At 33.1% G+C, this 6,914-nt stretch carries 3 protein-coding genes and 2 pseudogenes; 3 read left to right on the top strand and 2 right to left on the bottom strand.

What is annotated here, in order from left to right:
- Positions 1–326 (top strand): annotated as a pseudogene (locus tag ABH959_RS27970) (WD40/YVTN/BNR-like repeat-containing protein); the annotation flags it as partial.
- A 530-nt stretch (positions 327–856) separates the two neighbouring features.
- Here ABH959_RS27970 and ABH959_RS27965 read toward each other — a convergent pair.
- Positions 857–1,912: an alpha/beta hydrolase gene (locus tag ABH959_RS27965; RefSeq protein ID WP_404493443.1), complete on the bottom strand. Its 1,056-nt coding sequence runs from the start codon at positions 1,910–1,912 to the stop codon at positions 857–859.
- Between the two features lie 1,114 nt (positions 1,913–3,026).
- Between ABH959_RS27965 and ABH959_RS27960 the strand changes: the two genes are divergently transcribed.
- Together ABH959_RS27960 and ABH959_RS27955 are read left to right on the top strand one after the other, a co-directional pair.
- Entirely contained in the window at positions 3,027–3,869 is an 843-nt protein-coding gene (locus tag ABH959_RS27960) for an arylamine N-acetyltransferase family protein (RefSeq protein WP_078179299.1), read from the top strand.
- A 375-nt stretch (positions 3,870–4,244) separates the two neighbouring features.
- Positions 4,245–4,952 (top strand): annotated as a pseudogene (locus ABH959_RS27955) (IS6 family transposase).
- 744 nt (positions 4,953–5,696) lie between these two features.
- Here the strand turns inward: ABH959_RS27955 and ABH959_RS27950 are convergent.
- A complete protein-coding gene (locus ABH959_RS27950; protein WP_078179259.1) occupies positions 5,697–6,545 on the bottom strand; it encodes a LysR family transcriptional regulator in 849 nt (282 codons plus the stop codon).
- Positions 6,546–6,914: the final 369 nt, after the last annotated feature.

Genomic DNA, 6,914 nt, shown 5'->3' with positions numbered 1-6,914 from the left:
CAGGAATCACTTTTATAAATGATAAACTTGGGTTTTTAGGAGCAGTTAGACCTTCTGGTAATGAGGGAGAGTTATATCGCACAGATGATGGGGGGATATCTTTCAAAAAGGTAGAATATCCGCCGCATGAAGTGAAATTAGATCATACACAGTCCACAATAAGTCCTTTTGATTCTCCTAGTTTGCCATATGAGAAAGATGGGGTTTTTAATATGTTAGTTGGACAAGGGGCAGATGGAGACTACAATGGCGATAGTAGTGCACTTTATCAATCAAAAGATAACGGAGAGACATGGGAATTTGTAGAAGAAGTGAAAAAGAAATAATCAGAATGTTTTTTTGAAAAATAAGGTAACTACTCAGCTATACATTTCATTTAGAAGTTTGGTAAGGGGTCTCGCCACATCGCCATCAAGTCAAGAAATTGGTTGCTCCCCAAAACGAAAATTTCCGTAGTATTCTATGGTTCAATCATGAGCTGGAAAGAAATAATCGGAATGATATCTGTATTAATCGGGGTATATATCGCAACTGCAAAAGCAACAAATCAAAGTAAGAAAGTTGCCCTAAATGATTAAAGGGGTCCCGCCCCATCGCTATTAAGCTAACAAAACTAAATTTCCTTAAAATGAAAAAATACGCTATTCTTTCTGTAGAATCATAGGAAAGAATAGCGTATTTATTCGCTTTATAGATACATTTTTTTAGCTCGATGGCGATGTGGTGTTACCTCAAATATAATTATTTTATTTGAAGGTTGTAGTTTTAGAATAAAGTTTGATCAAAATGGAGTTGCTCTTTTAATATAAGAATATGATTTTTATAAAACAGATTGATCGGGCAAATACCTCAAAGATTAGTTAGAGGAAGTGATCCCCTTCAGAAACGTCTTTGTCTGCTTCAGACTAAGTATACTGGCTGGAGAGGCCATATCAAACTGGTAGCCGTGACCAGCTTTTATCTCATTGGGATTGAAAAATAAAGAAGTAACTGGGACGTCCTTTTCTTGAAGTGTAGCGACGAAAGTCCTGGCTTGTGTTTCAAATGAATTCGTGTTGCCGTCGGTTACAAATGCAGGAGGGAAGTCTTTAGTGATATACTTTGACAGATTTAAGACATCAAACTTCGGATTGTCCATCCAGTTCTTATCACCCAAAATGCCCCAGCCCATACGTTTGATTATGAATTGTTGCACGGGCTTTAGATCACTATGCTGAAATGCTGTAATATCGTAGGGGGCGCTATATAGTAATAAGCCCTTGATTGTATTCGTCGATACGGATTGCGGGACTCCCACGAGATTTGCATATTCGGAATTGGTTTGGATCAGGGCAAACTCCCCGGCCAAGAAAGCTCCCGCTGAGGAACCGGCCAAGATCACCTGCGATGGGTCCAAGGGGTATTTTTGAGCTAACTGCTGCAAATAAGACAATACCTCGCCGACCTGCTTCGTCTGATCAAACAAAGTGGCCCCTGGCGCTAACTCGTAATTCATGGATACTACAGCAAATCCTTCCGAGGCAAGCGCCCTTGAATAATCCGCAGGCATATACTTGTCTCCATTAATAAAGCCTCCACCGTGGATAAAGATAATCACAGGCAGTGGCTTCGAATCGGTTTGAGGAAGGTAAAGGTCCAATTTATTTTCTTGGTACTTGGATGGATATGAGATGTCAGAGAGAACCCGAGTTTGTTTCATAAGAGCCGGCAAATCGGATGGGTGGGAGCCATAATTTTCAGGATTATTCTTGCTGCCAAGCATTTGGAGCACCCAAATGCTTGGCTGAGGTGTCCAAATGGTGAATGCAGCCGTGATTAGAACAATCATCAAAACAGCAATCCCTGTAAACTTAACTAATTTGAAGTTGCGCTTTTTTTCTACTCGTTGGTTGGGTATTTGTACTTGTGCCATCGGTTAACCTCCTGCATCCATGTCCTCGGTCTGAGCATAACCGGTTATTTTTAATATGAATTTCATAGATGGTATCGTTTATTTAATTATATCACTTCTAAATTGAATAACAGAGGAGTTTCTATTAGCTAATTTAGCGAAAATGGAAAGATATTAAGGTTGATATACAAAGACGTGTAGTAATCAACCTATACTGCAGTAATGATTATAATAATACTTATAATCAGTAAAGACCATTCTATAACTGGAGAAAAATATCCGTTCTTACTTAATACAGAAGAACTTACACCAAGTATTAAAATAACTATTTGTAAAGTTCAGTTTTTAACCAATCTGAATCCCCCTTTAAACATTACATCTTTATTATTTGATATCAAAAAATAAGGATGTAATTGATTGTAAGATAGTTATCTATGGGTAATTTAACTTGTTTTTTCTTTTTGGGGATATTTGTTTTTTTAGCTTAATAGCGATACTTTGGTACCTTCTTGTAGGACAAGGGTTATAATGGGTGTCAGAAAGTTACAAATAATTAGAAAAATTTATATCAATTTACTATATATTACATTTATGTAAAGGTTATTGTGAGTACATTTTTTAAAACTTTCCCCTAATAAAGTTTTGAAAGAGTTGTCTCAACATTCTCCATGTTGTAAGTATGCCAAGGAAGGAGAGCCTATATGGGTTCTCTTTTCTTTTAAAATTAATTTTTTAATCTCATATTTAAGTAGTATAAAACTCTATCAGGGATACCATTGCTGTATTTAACAACAAGGGAAGATAAAACCAATAGTATTGTTTTCGCCTTTTTCATAAATGATTATTAAAGATACTATATGAGAAAAGGGATAAATAAGTATATTTTTCCAGAAATTAAAAAATTAGCCAGCAAAAGTTAATTGCCCTGTAAATAAGAAGAACATCAATAGAAAATGAAAGTTTGCCTGAATTATGTCTAAGCTTATAATTTTCTTTTTTTGATCTGGTGAGGCTTCTTATGTAAAAACAAGCCATAAAATAACTTGATTTGTTTTTATTACACTTGATTATATATTTATTTAGTGTATCATTGTGTTTAATGGTTAAATTTTCTATAAATGGGAGGTTATATACAATGTTGACTGATTTACAAAAAAAATTTTTCTCACGGTTACAGATATCTCCGAAAGAAGATGTAAGCTTTGAAAATTTACATGAAATTCTTCAGCAAATGGCATATGTAATACCTTATGAAAATTTAGACGTTATGAACAAAAATATCCGGAAAATTACTAGAAAAAATGTTCAAGAAAAATTACTCCTAACTCAACGCGGAGGACTATGTTACGAGCTCAATACCGTATTATATTATTTTTTACTTGATTGTGGATTTGATGTCTATCGTATATCTGGTACGGTCTACGATTTAGGTGGTGATAAGTGGAAGCCTGACGATGGACATGTGATTATTATTTTAAATTATAATAATCAGAAATATATTATAGATGGGGGGCTTGCCTCACATCTTCCATTACACCCAGTTCCATTTAGTGGTGAAGTGATCTCATCTCAAACGGGAAAATATCGTATTCGTAAACAGAATACTGAAAAAGGAACTTACCTACTAGAATTGAAAAAAGGAGAAGATGGGGAGAGTGCCCAATTCCTTAATTCTGAACCTACTAATACATGGTGCACTGGGTTTGCGTTTTCATTAGATGAAATAGATACAAACAAAGTAAATGCTATACAAAATATTATTGTAGAGCACCCCGAATCACCTTTTAACAAAGGATACATTGTCTGCAAATTAATTGAAGATGGACATATTTCACTTACTAAAAAAAGTTTTACAGAAACAAGAAAAGGCCAAAAAAGTAAACGAACTATAAATGAAGAAGAATATCAGCAGATTCTTAAAGAAGTATTTAATATTTCTCTAAATAAATACCTCGATAAAATTTTAGAAAGAGACTAGCTTAAACTAACTCATATAAAATTTCTTTGTCGTTAAAAAATAGATTTGTTTAAATAAAATTACATTTTTATACCTTTATATAATTTCAATTGAGATAGTTAGTATACTTTATTTACAATATGTTTTAAGAGTGGAAAAGTATAATTTTTTATGCAGTATTAGAAAAAGCACTCGAAAGAGTGCTTTTTTCGTTCATAAAATTATAAATCAATATAGCTATAAAAGTAACTGATTTGTATTTTACTTTTAATAGAATAATTTCGAATAATATTGTATTTTAAGGGGTTCTGGTGCAAAAACTTCGAGAAAATTGCAATGAATCTATAAATCTTGGACATACTGATACTATTACTCTAGAAAGGGTGCGTGATCAGTATGGAAAAGGAGAATTTGTTTAATTGGAAGCATTATCAGCCCGAACTAATCTTATTAACAGTAAGGTGGTACCTGCGGTACAATTTGAGCTTCCGTAACCTGGTGGAAATGCTGGAGGAAAGAGGATTATCAATTGCTCACACAACGATTATGCGCTCGGTTCATCAATATGGACCTCAATTAGAAGAGAAAGTACGACATCATCTTAAATCAACAAATGACTCGTGGAGAGCCGATGAAACCTATATTAAAGTAAAAGGTCAATGGATGTACTTATATCGTACGGTTGATTCAGAGGGCAATACAATTGATTTTTATCTAAGTAAATCAAGAGATAAACAAGCAGCCAAGCGCTTTTTCAAGAAAGCCTTGGCTTTTTCGTATGTTTCTAAACCTCGCGTGATAACAGTAGATAAGAACCCTGCCTATCCTGTAGCGATTCAAGAGTTGAAAGAAGAGAAACATTTGCCTGAAGGCATACAACTAAGGTAAGCTAAATATCTCAATAATATAGTGGAACAAGATCATCGTTTTATTAAGAAACGTGTGCGTTCTATGTTGGGATTCAAGTCATTTAAAACAGCAACCTCTATATTGAGTGGTGTTGAAGCCATGCATATGATAAAAAAGGGACAGATTAATTTACCGAATCAGTCTGTCCAAAATCAAAAAGAGTTCATTCATCAAGTGTTTGGACTTATAGCATAAAATACAATTCCGTTAGGAATCTACTATTATTCGTGTCCTTCTTCAAATATTTGCACCAGAACCCTTTATTCTCCTATATTTTATTTTTGCACCAGAATCATATTACTTAATTTATTGGGCTATCGTTGTAAGTACGCATTACCCAGACGTAATCCCTTATATAAGAAAATATTTACTATATTAAAGAGTTAGATATTTTCATAATCCCCACGATATTAACATTTTGTGAATGATTTAAGATTTTGTCATTTTATACATTCCTGTAATAATGTGCATCTTTCTATTTTGCTTTCCAGCATATATTGCTTGTTCAGAGGACTCTTTTAGTTGGGGAGAAGGAGAATTGTGGCGGGAATTGCAAAATAACCGACATGTATTTATAAAAAGGAGACACAGAGATGACGAATCTCAGTGTTTTTACTTTGCGGTTTATAGCAGTAACCAATGAACGTTTAGTGATAGGATCACATAGATACCAAACTGTTCTTGATTTATTGTAACCACTAATCGCAATCCAATTTATAATTTTGTACCCCCCCTTGTTTCGCGACGATTCCTTCACCATTTAATTTTTTTATCGCTTCAAAAAGAAGGTCACCATCAACTGCGGTTATTTTCCGTAAATTATTCAAATCAATTATAGGAATGAGAAGTTTAGAAGAAATCGCAAAGGAATATGTTTCAATTGAAATGTGTGAAGGAAGTCATATTTGTTATAAAAATATTATTATTTATAGATATTTACTATAAACTCTGTATATTTTCTATGAATTTTCTCATAGTAAGCGACAAAGCCATATCCTTATTTCTAACAAATGTTGTTTCAATTTTCCCATATTGTTCAGGTATTTCATGCCAATAAATATTGGGAATGTTTGAGAAAAAAGTTAGAGCTGTAACTGGAAGAACCGTAATGCCTAGACCAAGTGATACGCTATGTAAAATCATTTCTAACATATTAAACTCCATAATTTTCTTAAGAAGAATTCCTTCATCTTTCAACCATTTTTCTAAAACAAAACGATAGCCACATCCGGGGCTAAACACTAAAAATGTTTCATTTTTCAAATCTTGTATATCAAATGTAGGACGATTTGAAAATAGAACAAGTGTCTTCGTACTTACCTTATATTGTTCTAAAGAAGAATCTTGAATCGGACTTGTTACAAAAGCACCATCTAGCTTAAATTCTAGGATGTCTAAGATCAGACGTTGACTAACATCAGTTTTTAAAGAGATATCTACATTAGGAAATTGTTTATGATAGCTGGCCAAAATGGTTGGTAAGGGATGAACAGTATCTACAGTTCCAATATTGAGAAGACCTGTGGGATTATTATCATCTGTAAATGTATTTTGTAATTCTTCGAATTCTTTTAACAATTTATTAACTTTCTTAAGAAATATTTGTCCATCACCAGTTAATGTGATACCCCGAGCATGTCGATAAAACAACAATGTATTTAGCTCTTGTTCTAGCAGTTTAATGCGCGCTGTTACATTTGATTGTACATAATTAAGGTTTCGTGCAGCTGCGGTAATATTTTGAACTCTTGCTACGGTTTGAAAAATTTTTAAGTCTCGAAAATCCAACGTTCTCTCCACCTTTATATGTTATTGTGATCATTTTGAATGATGTGTTCCATTATTTTTAACAATTTTTCATAATACGATTGATAAGTATAGAATGTACTAAAGATAGATTTTTAACTCTTAACTGTAAAAATAGCTTTAGTACATAGAAACTATGGGGGTCTCAATGTACTAAAGCTCAAATATACTAATACATTTATACTTTAAAGAGCTTAAACTTTAAATAATGATGGCTATGTGTTTTGAATTTTTCTTGAATTACATTATTACTTACGACAATATCTTTAATCAACGTATAACTTTTATTTCGTATGTTACAATTATACATTTTTGGAATAAACAGATTTATATAAAAAATCAGTCTGTTGA

Source organism: Bacillus sp. RC51 (assembly GCF_044908115.1).
GTDB lineage: Bacteria > Bacillota > Bacilli > Bacillales > Bacillaceae_G > Bacillus_A > Bacillus_A mycoides.
Note: the sequence above shows the minus strand (reverse complement) of the source record. Positions and strands in the feature narration are given on the sequence as shown.

What these genes read in the sequence shown, in the direction of transcription:
- ABH959_RS27965 (WP_404493443.1), bottom strand. Translation starts at nt 1,912, where the DNA reads ATGGCACAAGTACAAATACCCAACCAACGAGTAGAAAAAAAGCGCAAC.
- ABH959_RS27960 (WP_078179299.1), top strand. Translation starts at nt 3,027, where the DNA reads ATGTTGACTGATTTACAAAAAAAATTTTTCTCACGGTTACAGATATCT.